General features: G+C 58.9%; 17 protein-coding genes and 1 pseudogene. 6 read left to right on the top strand and 12 right to left on the bottom strand.

What is annotated here, in order from left to right; translation table 11 throughout:
• The first annotated feature begins 19 nt into the window (after window positions 1-19).
• Window positions 20-355, top strand: coding sequence for a DUF6616 family protein (locus ACMYSN_RS02860; protein ID WP_154143772.1), 336 nt, complete (start codon window positions 20-22; stop codon window positions 353-355).
• Between the two features lie 189 nt (window positions 356-544).
• Here the strand turns inward: ACMYSN_RS02860 and pptA are convergent, their stop codons facing one another.
• From pptA to ACMYSN_RS02875, 3 genes are all read right to left on the bottom strand, one after another.
• Complete coding sequence (gene pptA, locus ACMYSN_RS02865; protein WP_462496943.1) at window positions 545-772, bottom strand: tautomerase PptA; 228 nt, start codon at window positions 770-772, stop codon at window positions 545-547.
• A gap of 67 nt (window positions 773-839) precedes the next feature.
• Window positions 840-1,457, bottom strand: coding sequence for a glutathione S-transferase family protein (locus tag ACMYSN_RS02870; RefSeq protein WP_462496944.1), 618 nt, complete (start codon window positions 1,455-1,457; stop codon window positions 840-842).
• Between the two features lie 83 nt (window positions 1,458-1,540).
• Window positions 1,541-2,545, bottom strand: coding sequence for a LacI family DNA-binding transcriptional regulator (locus ACMYSN_RS02875; RefSeq protein WP_462496945.1), 1,005 nt, complete (start codon window positions 2,543-2,545; stop codon window positions 1,541-1,543).
• 305 nt (window positions 2,546-2,850) lie between these two features.
• Here ACMYSN_RS02875 and ACMYSN_RS02880 point away from each other — a divergent pair, with 305 nt between their 5' ends.
• On the top strand, window positions 2,851-4,047 hold the full coding sequence (locus ACMYSN_RS02880; protein WP_462496946.1) for a mandelate racemase/muconate lactonizing enzyme family protein: 1,197 nt from the start codon (window positions 2,851-2,853) through the stop codon (window positions 4,045-4,047).
• A 96-nt stretch (window positions 4,048-4,143) separates the two neighbouring features.
• Window positions 4,144-5,454 (top strand): MFS transporter, encoded by a 1,311-nt coding sequence (locus ACMYSN_RS02885; protein WP_462496947.1) that lies wholly within the window; start codon window positions 4,144-4,146, stop codon window positions 5,452-5,454.
• A 66-nt stretch (window positions 5,455-5,520) separates the two neighbouring features.
• On the opposite strand, the gene ACMYSN_RS02890 is transcribed toward ACMYSN_RS02885, so the two are convergent.
• The 8 genes and pseudogenes from ACMYSN_RS02890 to ACMYSN_RS02925 form a co-directional block, all read right to left on the bottom strand.
• Window positions 5,521-6,378, bottom strand: coding sequence for a type 2 periplasmic-binding domain-containing protein (locus ACMYSN_RS02890; RefSeq protein WP_462498187.1), 858 nt, complete (start codon window positions 6,376-6,378; stop codon window positions 5,521-5,523).
• Window positions 6,379-6,422: 44 nt separating this feature from the next.
• The gene (locus ACMYSN_RS02895; protein WP_123754216.1) at window positions 6,423-7,199 is read right to left on the bottom strand and encodes an amino acid ABC transporter ATP-binding protein; all 777 of its coding nucleotides are present in this window, start codon (window positions 7,197-7,199) and stop codon (window positions 6,423-6,425) included.
• Window positions 7,183-8,115, bottom strand: a complete 933-nt coding sequence (locus ACMYSN_RS02900) for an amino acid ABC transporter permease (protein WP_123754215.1) — start codon at window positions 8,113-8,115, stop codon at window positions 7,183-7,185. Before ACMYSN_RS02900 ends, ACMYSN_RS02895 begins: the two co-directional genes overlap by 17 nt.
• A 9-nt stretch (window positions 8,116-8,124) precedes the next feature.
• Complete coding sequence (locus ACMYSN_RS02905) at window positions 8,125-8,634, bottom strand: GNAT family N-acetyltransferase (protein WP_174508759.1); 510 nt, start codon at window positions 8,632-8,634, stop codon at window positions 8,125-8,127.
• Window positions 8,635-8,645: 11 nt separating this feature from the next.
• Window positions 8,646-10,909, bottom strand: a pseudogene (locus ACMYSN_RS02910) (NtaA/DmoA family FMN-dependent monooxygenase).
• A gap of 88 nt (window positions 10,910-10,997) precedes the next feature.
• Entirely contained in the window at window positions 10,998-12,119 is a 1,122-nt protein-coding gene (locus ACMYSN_RS02915) for a M20 peptidase aminoacylase family protein (protein ID WP_462496948.1), read from the bottom strand.
• A complete protein-coding gene (locus ACMYSN_RS02920; RefSeq protein ID WP_462496949.1) occupies window positions 12,116-13,117 on the bottom strand; it encodes an LLM class flavin-dependent oxidoreductase in 1,002 nt (333 codons plus the stop codon). The genes ACMYSN_RS02915 and ACMYSN_RS02920 overlap by 4 nt, the downstream gene beginning before the upstream one ends.
• 129 nt (window positions 13,118-13,246) lie before the next feature.
• Complete coding sequence (locus ACMYSN_RS02925) at window positions 13,247-13,804, bottom strand: P-loop NTPase family protein (RefSeq protein ID WP_462496950.1); 558 nt, start codon at window positions 13,802-13,804, stop codon at window positions 13,247-13,249.
• Between ACMYSN_RS02925 and ACMYSN_RS02930 the strand changes: the two genes are divergently transcribed.
• From ACMYSN_RS02930 to ansP, 3 genes are all read left to right on the top strand, one after another.
• Complete coding sequence (locus ACMYSN_RS02930; RefSeq protein WP_462496951.1) at window positions 13,791-14,009, top strand: hypothetical protein; 219 nt, start codon at window positions 13,791-13,793, stop codon at window positions 14,007-14,009. The two genes, ACMYSN_RS02925 and ACMYSN_RS02930, sit on opposite strands and share 14 nt — an antisense overlap.
• 52 nt (window positions 14,010-14,061) lie before the next feature.
• A complete protein-coding gene (locus ACMYSN_RS02935) occupies window positions 14,062-14,949 on the top strand; it encodes a LysR family transcriptional regulator (protein ID WP_462496952.1) in 888 nt (295 codons plus the stop codon).
• Between the two features lie 189 nt (window positions 14,950-15,138).
• Entirely contained in the window at window positions 15,139-16,602 is a 1,464-nt protein-coding gene (gene ansP / locus ACMYSN_RS02940; RefSeq protein WP_462496953.1) for an L-asparagine permease, read from the top strand.
• Between the two features lie 45 nt (window positions 16,603-16,647).
• Here the strand turns inward: ansP and ACMYSN_RS02945 are convergent, their stop codons facing one another.
• Complete coding sequence (locus ACMYSN_RS02945; protein ID WP_123754206.1) at window positions 16,648-16,869, bottom strand: YgdI/YgdR family lipoprotein; 222 nt, start codon at window positions 16,867-16,869, stop codon at window positions 16,648-16,650.
• Window positions 16,870-16,902: the final 33 nt, after the last annotated feature.

Consider the following 16,902-nt stretch of genomic DNA (forward strand, 5'->3'; position numbering starts at 1 on the left):
ACGTAAAGGAGCAGCAAACATGTCTCATTATTTGGTTGAACTCTACACTCCCAACGCCGCCTGGCACGCGCTGTCAGAGGCGCAACGTAGCGCGTTTATTCAGGGCATTCAGTCCGGGATGAGCGGTCTTGCACAATGGGGGGTTGAACTGCTGACGCTAGCGGAAACCGATACAGCCATCGACAACGCGGCTCCGCACCGCTTTTTGGGGATCTGGCGTTTTCCTGACGCCCAGGCCCGCGATGCCCTGCTGGCCGGTATCGCTGCCAGCGGCTGGTATGGCTATTTTGATCACATCAATGCCGCCGCGGTGACCGGTAATATGCAGCAGCACCTGCAGGCGCTGGCGGGATAATATCCTGCGGCCAACTCCCCGGTGGCGCTGCGCTGACCGGGCTACACACCGCACCATACCGTAGCCCGGATTAGGCGCGTCGCGCCGCCATCCGGGATTCCCGGTGGCGCTACGCTGACCGGGCTACACACCGCACCATATCGTAGCCCGGATTAGGCGCATCGCGCCGCCATCCGGGGTCCTCGATGATTACATGCTGTAGCCGGGCTTTTTAATCAGCTGCTCCATCTGCGGGGCAATTTCGCTGTCCCAGACCTGCTGCCAGTCGCCGGGTTCAACCTGGTTCAGGGCAACGCTCACCGCGCTGTCCTTGCTGCTGAGGTGGCGAATCAGCACGTCGGTGATGTCGTTCGCCAGCGCGGTTTTTTGTTCGTCGGACAGTTCACGGGGAAAACATTTAATATCAACATGTGGCATAGCAGGCTCCTTAGTGTCAGTGCGATAAATTAGCATAGCCCCGAGGTATCGGTTCGCTATTTGTGCCTTAAATCAACCCGTTGTCACGCAGCACCGGCTGAAGCTCAGGCCGTTGATAGACCTTTTCCGCCACCGCAGCCAACTTCGGCGTATGCCCGTCAAACCACGCCTGCCGCGGCCCCCATGAATACATCGCCGCGATATAGCAATCCAGCAGGGTTATCTCCGCCCCTAGCGCGTACGGTGCGGCGGCCAGCTGCTGCTCCAGCCACAGATAGAGTGATTGTCGATACTGAATACAGTTTTCCCGCAGCTGCTCGGGCGCATCTGCGGCCCAGCGCTGCGGATAGTCCGCATAGGTAAACGTGGGATAGACGTTGGCCACCAGCCAGATAAGCAGGCGATGAAACTGATGACGCTGGGGCGTACCCGGGTCGGGCGCCAGATCCGGACGCTGGTCGAGGATCATCAGGGCGATCGCTGCGGACTCGGTCATCACGCTACCGTCATCCAGCGTCAGGGTCGGCACCTGACACAGCGGGTTTAGCTGTTTGAGGCGTTCGCGCTGCGGACCAGGTTGGTCAAAGCCCGCGACGTTAACAAAGTGGTAAGGCATCCCGGCCAGCGTCAGCATCAGCTCGCTAATCGCCGAGCCCCAGCCGGGTGCGCCATAAACGGTGATCATATTCGGCCTCCACGTTAAACGCTAAGTGTAGGCAGAAACCGGCGGTTCTGGCGTAATTCCCCGGTGGCGCTACGCTGATCCGTCTACGCCGACTCGCGCGCCACCAGCTGAAAACCGATATCAATAATCACCTCGCCTTCCCCGCGGCCTTCGATGCGGTCGGCAAGCAGCGTTGCCGCCTGTTCGCCAATGGCGTGGCGGTCGACGCTGACGGTGGTGATCGCCGGGCGATTGCTGGCGGCAAAATCCAGATCGCCAAAGCCAATCACCGCCAGGTCTTGCGGCACGCGCAGGCCACGGCTTTCGGCTTCCATGATCGCCCCCTGCGCCAGAGTGTCCGAGCTGCAGACGATGACATCAAACGAGGCGGAATCCAGCAGCTGCACCAGGCCCTGGCGTCCCAACGCCAGTGACGCCGGCAGCGGGACTTCAATCTGCGGTGCGGCGGATATGCCGTTTTTGCTGAGCGCGGCGCGCAGCCCCTGCTTACGCAGCGCCGCGCGCGCGTCTGGGGCCCACAGCAGTCCCGGACGACGGTAGCCCTTGTGCAGTAGAAACTCGCCGATGGTTTCGCCGACTTTCTCATGCGAAAAACCCACCAGCATATCCAGCGGCGTAGGGGTCAGGTCCCAGATTTCCACCACCGGAATGGCGGCGTTAAGAATGGTTTTTTTCAGCGCTGCAGCGTGCTGAATACCGGTCAACACCACGCCATCCGGGCGGCGTGAGAGTAAGGTCGCCACCAGCTCGGCTTCGGTCTGCCGACTGTAGCCAGCCACGCACAACAGCATATGATAACCGCGCGCCGCCAGGGTATCGCTGAGCGTCTGGATGGTATCGACAAACATATTGTTGTTGATCTGCGGCACCACCACCGCGATCAGTTTGCTTCGCCGCGACGCCAGTCCGCCCGCCAGCGCATTGGGGATATAGCCGGTAGCCTGCACCGCCTGCATCACTTTCTCCACCGTTTTCGGGCGCACCAGCTGCGGGGTATTTAGCGCCCGGCTGACCGTCATCGATGACAACCCGGCGCTACGAGCGACATCATCCAGCGTCGGCGCCCGCGACGGTTTTCTGCTTTTCACGACAAAGCCCCTGTGTTGAGTCGTTTTCCTGTGGGCATTATTGATGATGCCCCACGCAATTGCCAGCCTCTGCCGGTCTCAGCCCGATACTATCAGCGTTGTGGCCCATTAAATGTTATCGCTATCATTTATGATTGTGACTTTTCACAAATCTGTTTAGATCGTGATGTCGCCTGCATAATTTCACCCTAAATTATCGCCAGTTGTGATCGTTTGTACAATTTAAAGCCAATGCAATGGCGCATGACGGCGTTCAGGATTAGAAATGTTAGCGCAAACATTTTATAACCTGAAAGGAACCTACCATGACCTTTAGCGCAAATTCCGAGTCCGTGAGCTACGCCAAAACCCTCGGAGCCAGAACCGCGGCTGAAACCGGCGACCGCATTGCTCACGTCAAACTGTCGCTGGCCTTTTTACCACTGGCAACGCCGGTCAGCGATGCCAAGGTGCTCACTGGTCGGCAAAAACCGCTGACCGAAGTGGCGATTATCGTTGCCGAAATCCGCTCCCGAGATGGTTATGAAGGCGTCGGCTTTAGCTACTCGAAACGGGCCGGCGGCCAGGGGATCTACGCCCACGCCAAAGAGATTGCCGATAACCTGCTCGGCGAAGATCCGAATGATATCGATAAGATCTACACCAAACTGCTGTGGGCCGGGGCTTCCGTGGGCCGCAGCGGCATGGCGGTACAGGCTATCTCCCCTATCGATATCGCGCTGTGGGATATGAAAGCCAAACGCGCCGGGCTGCCGTTAGCCAAACTCCTCGGCGCCCACCGCGATTCCGTGCAGTGCTACAACACCTCGGGCGGGTTCCTGCATACCCCGCTGGATCAGGTGCTGAAGAACGTGGCTATCTCGCGGGAAAACGGCATCGGCGGGATCAAACTCAAAGTCGGCCAGCCCAACACCGCCGAAGACATTCGTCGCCTGACGGCGGTGCGGGAAGTTCTTGGGGATGATTTCCCGCTGATGGTCGACGCCAATCAGCAGTGGGATCGTGAAACCGCCATCCGCATGGGGCGCAAAATGGAAGGGTTTAATCTGGTGTGGATTGAAGAGCCGCTGGACGCCTACGATGTCGAAGGCCACGCCCAGCTTGCCGCCGCGCTGGACACCCCTATCGCCACCGGTGAAATGCTGACCAGCTTCCGTGAACATGAACAGCTGATCCTCGGCAACGCCAGCGACGTGGTTCAGCCTGACGCCCCGCGCGTGGGCGGCATCTCGCCGTTCCTCAAAATTATGGATCTCGCCGCGAAACATGGCCGCAAGCTGGCACCGCATTTTGCCATGGAAGTCCACCTGCATCTGGCCGCCGCCTACCCGCTGGAGCCGTGGCTGGAACATTTCGAGTGGCTGAACCCGCTGTTTAACGAACAGCTGGAGCTGCGCGACGGGCGGATGTGGGTGTCTGAACGCCATGGTCTGGGCTTCACCCTCAGCGAACAGGCCCGCCGCTGGACCCAGCACAGCTGCGAGTTTGGTCAGCGCCCTTAATCGATTTCCCCGGAAACGGCTGAAAACCCGTAGTCCGGGGGAAGTTCCTCTTACCCGCTGTCCCCACAACACAACCCTGCAAAGGAGTTGAATAACATGACAACGTCAATAAAACCCAGCAATGTCCGTTATGGTATTTTGATATTTCTGTTTCTCGCCACCGTGTTTAATTATGCCGATCGGGCAACTTTGTCCGTCGTTGCCCCGATGATGAGCAAAGAGTTAGGTTTCGATCCCGAAGTCATGGGGCTGGCTTTTTCGGTATTCGGGATTTCGTATGTGGTGATGCAGATCCCCGGCGGCTGGCTGCTGGATAAATATGGCTCCCGCCTGGTCTACGGCTTTGCATTAATTGGCTGGTCGGTCGTCACCATGTTTCAGGGCACCATCTATCTGTACGCCAGCCCGCTGATCGTGTTGATTATTCTGCGCCTGATGATGGGGGCTATAGAAGCGCCGGCGTTTCCCGCCAATAGCCGCCTCAGCGTCCAGTGGTTCCCGAATAAAGAACGAGGATTCGTCACCTCGGTTTACCAGGCGGCACAATATATCTCTCTGGGGATTATTACGCCGTTGATGACCATTATTTTGCATAACTTAAGCTGGCATTACGTCTTTTATTATATTGGCGCCATCGGGGTGCTCCTGGGGATATTCTGGCTAATTAAAGTCAGAGATCCGCTACAGCACCCAGGCATCAATCAACAGGAAATTGATTATATCCGCGACGGCGGCGGTGAGCCGGAGTTGGGTAGTCGTAAAATGCAGCAGAAACTCACCCTCGCGCAGGTCAAAAGCGTCTGCGTCAACCGGATGATGATCGGCGTTTATATCGGCCAGTTCTGCGTGACGTCAATTACCTGGTTCTTCCTGACCTGGTTTCCCACCTATCTGTATCAGGCCAAGGGAATGTCTATCCTGAAGGTGGGCTTCGTCGCCAGTATCCCGGCGATCGCCGGATTTATCGGCGGACTGTTGGGAGGCGTCTTTTCCGACTGGCTGCTGAAACAGGGCTACTGCCTGACCACCGCCCGTAAACTGCCGGTGATCTGCGGCATGCTGCTCTCCTGCGTGATTATCGTGGCTAACTATACCAGTTCGGAAGTGGTCGTCATCGCCGCCATGAGCCTGGCCTTCTTCGCCAAAGGTTTTGGCAACCTTGGCTGGTGCATTCTCAGCGATACCTCGCCGAAGGAGATGCTCGGCATTGCCGGCGGCGTGTTTAACATGTGCGGTAACCTGGCGAGCATCATCACCCCGCTGGTGATTGGGGTGATCCTCGCTAACACCCAGTCGTTTGATTACGCCATTTTGTATGTCGGCTCCATGGGCGTACTGGGCCTGTTCTCCTACCTGTTTGTGGTCGGCCCGCTGGACCGGATAACCCTCACCCCACGCCTTGCCTGAAGTTAAATCCCTGGCGAATATCGCCCCCGCTGTTTCGCAACACACTCCTGCGAAACAGCGTTTTTTTTAGTAGGTAATACCAGGCGGATTCACCGTCGATTGCGCCACCGCCTCGCCCTGCTCTCCCCAACGCGCCAGCACCTGCTGATACTCCCCGCGCGCGATGGCGCCGTCCAGCGCCGCCTGCAGCGCATACACCAGGCCGTTGCCCTTTTTGGTGGTGGTCGCCACCCACGCTTTCTTCGGCCCCAGCCCCACCACTTTGGTGGTGCCGCTCAGCGCCGCTTTGTAAGCCGCCGTTGACTGCGGGCCAAAGAAGACGTCGGCGCGCCCGGACTGGATGTACAGGTTGCCGGAAGCGTCATCGGTCAGATAGACCGGTAGCGCCGGCGGACGTCCTGCCGTTTTATTTTCCTCGTTCCAGCCCAGTAAAATACGCTCCTGATTGGTGCCGGAACCGACGATCACCTTGCGCCCCGACAGGTCCGCCGGTCCGCTGATTTGCGCAATGTTGCTGGTCGATTTCACGGAAAACGCCAGCGAATCGACGCGGTAGGTGGCGAAGTCGAACTTTGTTTTACGCTGCTCGGTGACGGCGATATTGACCAGCGCCACGTCATAGCGCCCGGAGGTGATCCCCAGCGGCCAGTCTTCCCACGCCGTGGGCACCAGCTTAAGCTTGAGCCCTAAACTTCCCGCCAGCAGACGGGCGATATCCGGATCGCTGCCGATGCGCGTGCGGTTGTCGCTTGCCAGCAGCGCCAGCGGCGGCGAGTTCAGCGCCGAAATGGCCACCGTCAACGTGCCGGGCTCAACAAAACGGTAGTTGGCCGGGATCCTGGCGATTGCCGCGTGATCCGCCGTCACCGAGAGCGGCGTTTCGTTAGCCTTCAGGTCGATGTCCGCCTGCACGTCGGTTGCCATCACCGTTGAAATGGCGGCAAGCGCAACCACACTTATCCTTGTTTTCATGCCAGCACCTTCGATAAAAATTGCCGCGTTCGCGGATGTTGCGGATGGTTGAGCACCTCGTCGCTGCTGCCCTGCTCGATGATTTTGCCCTCCACCATAAACACCACTTTGTCGGCCACTTCGCGGGCGAAGCCGATTTCGTGGGTTACCACCACCAGCGTGGTGCCGGATCGCGCCAGCTTTTTAATCACGTCGAGCACTTCGCCCACCAGCTCAGGATCGAGCGCCGAGGTCGGTTCATCAAACAGGATCACCCTCGGCTTAAGGGCCAGCGCCCGGGCAATGGCGATGCGCTGCTGCTGCCCACCGGAGAGATGCCGCGACCAGGCATCGGCCTTGTGGCGCAGGCCCACCACATCGAGCAGGTCATAGGCGCGGGCTATCGCCTCTTTGCGGGTCGCCTGCTTGTGAGCAATCGGCGCTTCAATCAGGTTTTCAAGCACCGTCAGGTGCGGGAACAGGTTGAAGTTCTGGAAGACATAGCCGACGTTGACGCGCTGACGCAGAATCGCTTTCTCTTTCAGTTCATACAGCTTGTCGCCCTCGCGACGGTAGCCAATATAGTCCCCGTCAATCTGGATAAACCCTTCATCTACCCGCTCCAGATGGTTAATGGTGCGCAGCAGCGTGGACTTGCCCGACCCGGACGGACCGAGGATCACCGTGACGGTGCCGGGAGGGATCTCCAGCGACACATCGTCCAGCGCCTTGTGGCGACCGAAGTACTTGCTGACCCCGGTAATCGAAATATGGCCGTTAAGAGAGTTGGGCATGAATGGCCTCCTGCGGTTTCTGCTGCGGCTGCGGGGCGGTTTCCTGAAGCTGACGACGACGCGGCGAGTTTACCGCCGAGCGGCGTTCGCTACGGGCCAGAGCGCGTTCCACCAGATACTGAATAACTGACAGCACGCTGGTGATCACCAGGTACCAGACGGCGCCGACCATCAACAGCGGGATCACCTCCTGGGTTCGGTTGTAGATCATCTGAATGGTGTAAAACAGCTCCGGCATCGCCAGCACGTAGACCATCGCCGTGCCTTTGGCGAGGCTGATAATTTCGTTAAAGCCGGCGGGTAAAATTGTCCGTAGCGCCTGCGGCAGAATAATCCGCAACGTGCGGCGCCATGCCGGCAGCCCCAGCGCCGCAGCGGCTTCATACTGCCCGTGATCAACCCCGAGGAAACCGCCGCGAATAATCTCAGCGGTGTAGGCGCTCTGCACCAGGGTCAGCCCGACCACTGCCGTCGAAAATTGCCCCAGCACGTTGATGGTCTGGTAGCTCCCCCAGCTAAAGGCGGTAAACGGGATGCCAATCGACAGCGTGTCGTACAGATAGGAAAAGTTGTAGAGAATGATCAGCACCACAATCAGCGGCAGCGAACGGAACAGCCAGATATAGCCCCAGGCAAGGCTGCTCAACAACCAGGAGGAAGAGAGCCGGGCCAGCGCCAGCACGCCGCCGAACAGCACGCTGAGGACAGTGCCGATCAGCGTCAACAGCAGGGTCTGCCCCAGCCCTTCAAGGATCACCGGGTCGAAGAACCAGCGGGCGAACACCGCCCACTCCCATCGCGGGTTAAAGGCCACCGACTGCACCACGCCCGCCAGCACCAGTAGCGCCAGCAGCGCCCCGACGGCGCGCAGCGGGTAGCGCGCCGGAACCACTTTTATCGTTTCCGAATGCGTCATGTGGCCTCCTCAGGCACTTTGGCTCAGGGCGCTGACCGCCAGCGCTTTGCTGAAGCGCAGCCGTCCGTCAAACGGCGGCTGGCTGTACTCTTCCGGGTTGCGCGTCAGGTCAAACTGCGCGTCGTATCCCTGGCTCAGATAGAGTTTCACCGCTTCCGGCTGGCGAAAGCCGGTTGTCAGATAAATGTGGCTGTAACCCGCCAGCACGGCCCGCCGCTCCAGCTCCTGCACGACTTTTGCCGCCAGCCCCTGCTGGCGCAGGCGGTGGTGGGTCCAGATACGTTTGATCTCCGCGGTGTGGGCATCTTTCGGTTTATAGGCCCCGGTGGCGATGATCTCGCCGTCGCGTTCAAGGACGATGAACAGCCCCTGCGGCGCCAGATACCATTCGGTCAGCTCAACCTCCGCGTCACGGGAAAAGTAATCGCCATAGCGCGCGGCATATTCAGCGAACAGGCCGTTAATAATCGGCTGAAGTTCCGGTGCTTCGGGGGAGATATCGCGGAATGCGTCGCTCATGTTGCCTCCTGTTAGTCGCCCAAACCGGCCGGGTTAATTTCTGATTGCGGGATGCTCTCGACCCCTTCGCCCCAGCGGTTCAGCACTTTGGCATAGTCGCCGTTGCTAATGACGCCGTTTAACGCCGTCTGCACCGGTTCCACCAGGCCGCCGCCCTTTTTCAGGGTGACCGCGATATGCGCCGCTTTCGGCCAGCCGCCATCCACGCTACCCACCAGCTTAGTTTTGCCGGTCAGCGCCGCTTTCCATGCGCCAATCACGTTGGGGCCAAAGAAAGCGTCAGCGCGGCCGGACTGGATCGCCAGCGTCTGGGCGGCATCGTCTTTGGTGTAGACCGGGGTAAAGGGTTTCAGCCCTTTCTTCAGGTTTTCAGCGTTCCACGCCAGCAGTATGGCCTCCTGGTTAGTCCCGGAGCCGACGATAATGCGCAGCCCGGCAATATCTTCCGCTTTGTCGATATGCTGCAGCGGGCTGGTGCTTTTGACATAAAAGCCCAACGAGTCCTTACGGTAGGTGGCAAAATCGAACTTCTCTTTGCGCTCTTTGGTGACGGTGATATTGCTGATCGCGGCATCATATTTGCCGGAGGCCACCCCCAGCGGCCAGTCTTCCCAGGAGGTCGGGACGACGTTCAGCTCCAGCCCCAGGCTGTCGGCCACCAGGCGGGCGATATCCACCTCGCTGCCTAGCAGGGTTTTGTTATCGTCGGAAAACACCGTCAGCGGCGGAGAGTTCAGCGCCGCCACCGCCACGGTCAGTTTCCCCGGCACCGCGAAGTGATAATTCGCCGGCAGCTGCGCAATGGCCTGCGGGTTTTTCGCCGTGTTGATCGGCGCTTTATTGGCGGCCAGGCTCACGCCGGTGCCGTTGATGTTCACGTCCTGTGCCCATGACGGGGCGCTAAAGGCCAGCGCAAGCGCCAGTAAAAGTGACTTTTTCTGCATAGCGGTGTTCTCTGTTTTTATTGTTGGAATTGGTTCACGGGCTGCGCCAGCCCCAGACTGTCGCGCAGGGTCGTGCCGGGATATTCATCACGGAACAGCCCACGTGCCTGCAGCACTGGCACCACCCGGTCAACAAACCGCGGGAAGGTGTCCGGCGTGCCGCCCTGGATGATAAAACCGTCCGCCGCATGCTGTTCAAACCACTGCTGCAGACCGTCGGCGACCTCTTCTGGCGTACCAGAAAACAGCGGGCGCGGGCTGGCGGCCTCCAGCGCCACCTGGCGCAGGGTCAAATGCCGTTCACGGGCGTTACGTTTGATCTCATCGGTGGTGCTGCGGAAGCTGTTTTTGCCCAGTTCGCCAATATCCGGGAACGCTTCATCCAACGGATACTGACTAAAGTCATGGTGTTCGAAATAGCGCCCGAGGTAGTTCAGAGCATCGTCGATCGACACCAGCGCGGCGGTGGTCTGGTATTGCTGTTCCACGTCAGCGGCATCGTCGCCGACAATCACGCTGACGCCCTGGAAGATGTGCAGCTGATCCGCCTGCCGCCCTTGTTCCGCCAGCTGGCGTTTAACATCGCGATAAAATACCTGAGCTTCCGCCAGGGTGGCCTGATGGGTGAAGATGGCATCGGCGTGACTTGCCGCCAGTTTTTTCCCGTCATCCGAAGCGCCTGCCTGAAAGATAATCGGACGTCCCTGCGGCGTGCGGGCAATATTTAACGGACCGGCGACCTGGAAAAAATCACCGTGATGGTCAAGGGTGTGCAGTTTGGTGTTATCAAAAAACTGGCCGGTGGCTTTATTGCGGATAAAAGCGTCCTGTTCCCAGGAGTCCCAGAGCCCTTTAACTACTCGTAAATATTCATCGGCGATACGATAGCGCAGCGCATGGTCAGGATGCTGCGCACGGGAGAAGTTCTTTGCCGAGCCTTCCAGCGGCGAGGTCACCACGTTCCAGCCGGCACGTCCCTGGCTCAAATGGTCGAGACTGGCAAACTGCCGCGCGGTGGTGAAGGGCTCGCTGTAGGAGGTCGATAAGGTACCGACCAGCCCGAGGTGGCGGGTCACCGCCGCCAGCGTCGATAATACCGTCAGGGGTTCGAAACGGTTTAAAAAATGCGGGATAGATTTTTCATTAATATATAAACCGTCGGCGACAAATATAAAGTCCAGCTTTCCCTCTTCCGCTTTTAATGCCGTTTGTTTGACGAAGTCAAAATTAATACTGGCATCGGCCTGAGCGGCCGGATGACGCCACGCGGACATATTTCCTGATGCGCCGTGTAATATGGTTCCCAGGCGCAATTGCCGTTTTTCAGACATAACAACCCCTTTTTTTGAATTTACCGGTCATGTTTCAAATTGCATGAGCCCTGGCTAAATACCCCTGACAGGGCGCGGTATACAACGTTTAACTCTGCTGGAGCGCCCGTTGTGCCAACGCCGCGAAATAACGGGCCGCCGGGGCAATTAAGCGGTCATCCGGGTTATAGGCCGGATGATGAAGTCCATATTCACTGGCGCTGCCGATGCTGACAAAGGCGCCTGGAATATGCTGCAAATAGACGGCGAAATCTTCGCCCCCCATATGCAAATCGGCTTCATGAGTGCGGTAGCCGGTTTCTGCGGCAACCTCGCTGGCAAACGCCGCCCAGCGGTCATCATTGACCAGCGCCGTCGGGCCGGCATACCAGAACACATCAATCTGGGCGCCAAAGGCGCTGGCAAACCCGGCGGCTATCTCGCTGACCCGCGCCTTCACGCGCTGCTGTACCTCGCTGCTGTGGGTCCGTAAGGTACCCTCCAGCTCAACGCTTTCCGGCAGCACGTTCCAGGTATTTCCGCCCTGAATGCGCGTCACGCTGAGCACCACCGAATCGAGGGTATTCACCTCGCGGCTGGCGACGCTTTGCAGCACGGTGACCAGTTGGCTTGCCAGCAAAATCGCGTCTTTGCCTTCATGGGGACGCGCAGCGTGCGCACCTTTGCCGGTCACCTTAAACACAAAACGATCGACGTTGGCGTAGAAGGCGCCGCCGCGGGTGGCAAACTCGCCCAGCGGCAGACCGGGTTCATTGTGCATGCCAAAAATCGCCCGCACGCCTTCCAGCGCTCCGGCACGAATCAGCGTTTTCGCGCCGCCGAAGTTCTCCTCTGCGGGCTGAAACAGGATCCGCACCCGACCTGGCAGCTGCGCTTCTGCCTCTTTCAGCAGAAGCGCGGCGCCGAGCATCACGCTGGTGTGAATGTCGTGGCCGCAGGCGTGCATCACCCCTTCGTGCTGCGAGCGGTAAGGCAACCCGGTGTTCTCCTCAATGGGCAGAGCGTCGATATCGGCCCGCAGGGCAATGATGTTGTCGCCGCTGCCCACCTCCACCACCAGTCCGGTTTTCAGTTCGTAGGGCAGCACCCGCAGGCCGCCGCTTTCCAGCCAGTCGCGAATACGGGCGGTGGTTGCCACCTCTTGCAGCGAGAGTTCCGGGAACTGATGCAGTTCGCGGCGCCAGCCAATCAGTTGTTGTTCAAAACTCATGACAGCACCTCCGCGCGATGGTGGACCTGAGCCAGCAAGCGTAACGAATCCAGTCGCGCCTGCCCTTCACTCACTGGGGTATCGATAATAAATTCGTCGATCTGCCAGGCGGCGTGCAGCGCATCGAGCTGGGCTTTCACCTCGTCGGCGGTGCCGGCCAGCAGCGATGATTCCCGACGGGCAATGTGCGTCGGCGGGCTTCCGGCCTGGCGGGCAAAAGCCAGCGCCTGGGCCTCGCTCCCGACGGTCACCCGTTGGCCGTTTTCCAGCTCCACGCCCCACACTTCAACCTGTTTTGCCAGCGTCAGGGCCGTGGTCCGGTCTGCGGCAACGATCGCCTGCACCGCCACGATAGTCTGGCGACGGCTCAGGGCCCGCCAGCGGGTCAGTACATCGCGCAGCAAGGTTTTATCGCCGTTCAGGTGGGCGGCAAACACGAAATGCCAGTCCAGCCGGGCGGCCAGTTCCGCGCTTTCGAGGCTGGCGCCCAGCAGAAAGCCGTCTGCGCGGCGTGGGGGAACCGGCGTCGCACGCAGGCTCTCTTCGCCGGTGTCCTCCGTCAGCGACAGCCAGTTATCCAGTTGGGCGAGGCTGTCGGCAAAGGTCCCTTTCTCTTCGGCGTGAACGCCTTGCTGCAACGCCCGGGTTGACAGCGGCAGGCCGCCCGGCGCTTTACCCACCCCCAGATCCACACGACCCGGAGCAAGCGAAGCCAGCAGATTAAAGTTTTCCGCTACTTTATACGGGCTGTAGTGTTGCAGCATGACGCCGCCGGATCCGACGCGAATCTGCCGGGTCTGGCCGAGGATCCAGGCGATCACCACTTCCGGTGACGGGCTGGCAAGTTGATCGGTGTTGTGATGTTCGGCAACCCAGAAGCGGTGATAGCCCCAGGTTTCGGCCTGTTGCGCCAACGTTAATGTACGCGTCAGCGCCTGTACGGCAGTTTCCCCCGCCGCCAGCGGACTTTTATCCAGAATACTGATTCGATAAGACATTTCGCAGGCTCGTATTAACTAACATGCCTGCATTATTAGAATCAGCTGCGGTCGTTGAGAAACAATTTATTTACATGTGCTCTGCCGGAAAATAGATATACAGGCTTTGCGCCTGTCTCTGTCGGCCTGTCAGTCTGGCGCCAAGTGCGCGGCAACCTGCTGTTGCAGCTGACGCACGAAGGCCTCGGTCTGCTGCTGGTTGCGCAGACGAATAAAGCGGATGTGCTGCCAGGTCGGGTCGGCCATATCCATTTGATAACGCAGGCGGTTCTTTTTCCAGGTGGTGATGGTCCACCAGAGAATGGATTCGCGGCTAAAAAAGGAGCGGCGGAAGCTTTCGCGGTTGCCGGTACCCGGCCACAGCTCCTGCTGTGAGCGCGCGCGGGAAATGGCGCGGAAAACGGCCTGCCAGAGGGTCCGCCAGAAACCGTAGTCAACCCAGATGACCATGTCGACGTCACGCCACTTCACCGGACGACTGCGGTTGTAGTTGCCGTCCAGCACCCAGTCGGGGCGGTCGATGGCCGCCGCCAGTTTGTCAAAGAAAGCGTCATCCGGCGTGCCCTGCCAGTGCGGCTGCCAGTACAGGGTGTCCATCTCAATACAGGGAACCGATAGCGTCTGCGCCAACCGGCGCGCCAGGGTCGATTTGCCCGAGCCGCTGGTACCCACTATGTTGATTTTCATGGCTGTCTCCCGGCCATTTTTGGGGCCGAATATCTTAGCCTGGAAGGGAAATGCGCGCTATCAGCTCGCCCGCAAAAATGTCGTGCTGGCAGGCCTTCATCGGGCCTTTTCAGGATGCAGAGAGCCGCTGCGAGTAATCTTCATCATCGTTTCTCTCAACATGAGCTGTGTGTTGCAAGTAGCGAAAAACCACGGCGCTGATTAGACTACAAAATAAGAGAGCAACCATGAGCAGAATTCATTAATCTGGAAAACCGATGTTAAAAGATAACGTTAACGACCTGCTGTCGTTTATGGTGGTGGCCCGCGAGCGCAGTTTTACCCGCGCGGCTGCCCAGCTTGGGATATCTCAGTCGGCCCTCAGCCACGCGATGCGCAATCTCGAATCCCGCCTCGACGTGCGTTTGCTGTCCCGAACGACCCGCAGCGTCGCCCCGACGGAAGCGGGAGAAAGGCTGTTCCAGCGTCTGAGCCCGCATCTGATGGAGATTGAGCAGGAACTGGCCACCCTGCGCGATACCCGTGACCAGCCTGCGGGTAACATTCGCCTGACCGCCGGCGAGCATGCCACCAGCGCCCTGCTGTGGCCGGCGCTGAAAACCTTCATGCTGCAATACCCGGATATCAATATCGAAATTACCGTGGATAACGGCCTGACCGATATCGTTGATGGCCGCTTTGACGCCGGGGTTCGCCTCGGCGAACAGGTGGCCAAAGATATGATTGCCGTGCGTATCGCCCCCGATATGCGCATGGCGGTGATCGGCTCCGCGGACTATTTGCAGCGCTATGGTACCCCGCAGACCCCTCACGATCTCGAACAGCATCGCTGCATCAATATGCGTCTGCCGACCCTCGGCGGGCTTTATGCCTGGGAGTTTGAACAGGATGGCCGCGAAGTGCGCGTGCGCGTAGAGGGGCAAATCATCTTAAACAGCCTCCCGCAGCGTATCGACGCCGCTGAATCCGGGCTGGGTCTGGCCTACGTTCCTGAGGATAGCGTCGAGGAGGCGCTGGCGAAGGGACGGCTGGTGCGGGTGCTGGAAAACTGGACCCCGTCTTTCTCCGGATATCACCTCTATTACCCTGGGCGTCGGCAGCATACCACTGCCTTTAGCCTGCTGTTAGCACACCTTCGTCGTTGAACTCATTGATATTTAAGCAAGTGCGGTGCAGTGATGTTTTACGTGCGTGACTATCTCGTTACGTGTAGGATGCTGCGCCATGCTCTGCTTATCTCCTACGTCAGAATGATGGGAAAGCCAGCATAACGCACTGCGTCTACGCAGTGCGCAGAACCACTCATGGACATTGACAGGAAAATGGGTACTACAATGAATACTAAGCACAACACAACGGCGGAACATCACGCCGCCAAGCGTCACTGGCTAAACTCTCAGGAAGCGGGTTATCACAAAGCGATGGGTAACCGTCAGGTACAGATGATCGCCATCGGCGGGGCTATCGGTACCGGTCTGTTTCTCGGCGCTGGTGCGCGTTTACAGATGGCCGGGCCAGCCCTGGCGCTGGTTTATCTGGTCTGCGGCCTGTTCTCATTCTTTATCTTACGCGCCCTCGGCGAGCTGGTATTGCATCGCCCCTCCAGCGGCAGTTTCGTCTCCTATGCCCGCGAATTCTTAGGTGAAAAAGCGGCCTACGTGGCGGGATGGATGTACTTCGTTAACTGGGCGATGACCGGGATTGTCGATATCACCGCCGTGGCGCTGTATATGCACTACTGGGGTGCCTTCGGTGATGTCCCGCAGTGGGTCTTCGCCCTCGGCGCGCTGGCAATCGTCGGCACCATGAACATGATCGGCGTGAAGTGGTTCGCCGAAATGGAGTTCTGGTTTGCGCTGGTCAAAGTGCTGGCGATTGTCGCTTTCCTGGTGGTGGGGACGGTGTTCCTCGGCAGCGGTAAGCCGCTGGACGGCAACGCCACGGGTTTCCATCTGATCACCGATAACGGCGGCCTGTTCCCGCACGGCCTGATGCCGGCGCTGGTGCTGGTTCAGGGCGTGGTGTTCGCCTTTGCCTCTATCGAACTGGTGGGCACCGCCGCTGGTGAGTGTAAAGATCCGCAGACCGTGGTGCCGCGCGCAATCAACAGCGTGATCTGGCGTATCGGCTTGTTCTACGTCGGTTCAGTCGTGCTGCTGGTGCTGCTGCTGCCGTGGAATGCCTATCAGGCCGGACAAAGTCCGTTCGTTACCTTCTTCACTAAGCTGGGCGTGCCGTATATCGGTAGCGTGATGAACATCGTGGTGCTGACCGCCGCGCTGTCCAGCCTGAACTCCGGCCTGTACTGCACCGGGCGTATTCTGCGTTCGATGTCGATGGGCGGTTCTGCACCGAAGTTCATGTCGAAGATGAGCCGTCATCACGTGCCGTACGCCGGGATTCTGGCGACGCTGGTGGTGTATGTCTTCGGGGTGTTTCTGAACTATCTGGTGCCGTCGCAGGTGTTTGAGATCGTGCTGAACGTGGCATCGCTGGGGATTATCGCCTCATGGGCCTTTATCGTGGTGTGCCAGATGAAACTGCGTCAGGCGATTAAGCAAGGGAAAGCGGCGGATGTGAGCTTTAAAATGCCGGGTGCGCCGTTTACCTCCTGGCTGACCCTGCTGTTCCTACTCAGCGTACTGGTACTGATGGCTTTCGATTACCCGAACGGTACCTATACCATCGGTTCGATTCCACTGATTGCGGTATTGCTGGTAGCTGGCTGGTTTGGCGTGCGCAAACGCGTTCATGCTATTCATAGCGAAGCGCCTGGCGTGCAGACGTTACAGAAGTAAACCGGTTGTGGTTTGCCCGGAAACGGGCAAACCACCTGCTGTCACTTAATTATCTTCCACCAGCTGCGATACCTCGCTGCTGTTAATCTGGCGATGGTTGCCAGATTCATCGACATAGCTGGTCATACCGGTGTCTTTATCCAGGCGCGGCTTGCCCTGAGTCACAATGGTCTGCCCACTTTTCGTTGTCATGACGTAGTTTGAACTACAACCTGCGAGCAGTGCCAGCATCGCGCCAGCGCACAGCACCATAAATGGCTTATTCATACTTCCTCCTGAATGATAACCATTGCCCCGCAG

Source organism: Klebsiella sp. R445 (genome assembly GCF_051131755.1).
GTDB classification, from domain to species: Bacteria; Pseudomonadota; Gammaproteobacteria; order Enterobacterales; family Enterobacteriaceae; genus Klebsiella; species Klebsiella lignicola.